The sequence below is a fragment of the Microvirga roseola genome (genome assembly GCF_020866965.1).
Taxonomy (GTDB): domain Bacteria; phylum Pseudomonadota; class Alphaproteobacteria; order Rhizobiales; family Beijerinckiaceae; genus Microvirga; species Microvirga roseola.
Map to the genome: position 1 here is coordinate 1 of NZ_JAJATX010000196.1, position 535 is coordinate 535.

Annotated in this window: 1 protein-coding gene; it reads right to left on the reverse strand. The window is 57.8% G+C overall.

Annotated features, from left to right (window positions below; all coding sequences use genetic code 11):
- Positions 1–294: 294 nt before the first annotated feature.
- A partial coding sequence (locus LG661_RS24860; protein ID WP_230534664.1) for a hypothetical protein occupies positions 295–535 on the reverse strand: 241 nt, incomplete at its 5' end.

The following is a 535-nucleotide window of genomic DNA, read 5'->3' on the forward strand; positions in this document are numbered from 1 at the left end:
ATGACCGATTCTGAGGTGGCTGTGGAGTCGGGCGTCAAGAATCTATTCAGATTAGATCGATTCAGCGGTGGGAAACTTCTTTGCGATGAGTCATTTAGCCCAAACGGGCGAGTCAATTCGCATGTAAAAGCCCGGTTCCCAGTGATTCCAAGTTACCCACGTGATTCGAAGTTGCGCAGTATTCGACCTGAACTTGGACTCGCGATTCGGCGGTATGGTTCGGATCTCTTCGGACCGGTGTGGTTAATGACTGTTAACCGCTCCCCCAAACGCTGTGGATATTTGATCTAGATTCTAGGCCGCCATCGGAAGGTCGGTTCTGGTCGGCCGCGGCAGCCCCTTGTCCATCCGCCGGCGGATCTCCTGGCGGGTCGAGTGGGTCCCGCAAGGAAAGACATAGGCGTGATTGCCGTTATGCCTCATCGTCCGAAACGGCCCGGACTGAAGGGCACGCCGGATGTAGTCCGCCTCCGGCTCGCCTGGCGCCATCGCCGGAGCCCCATGGGTCCGGAGGAAGTTGTAGGCGTAGGCCGCA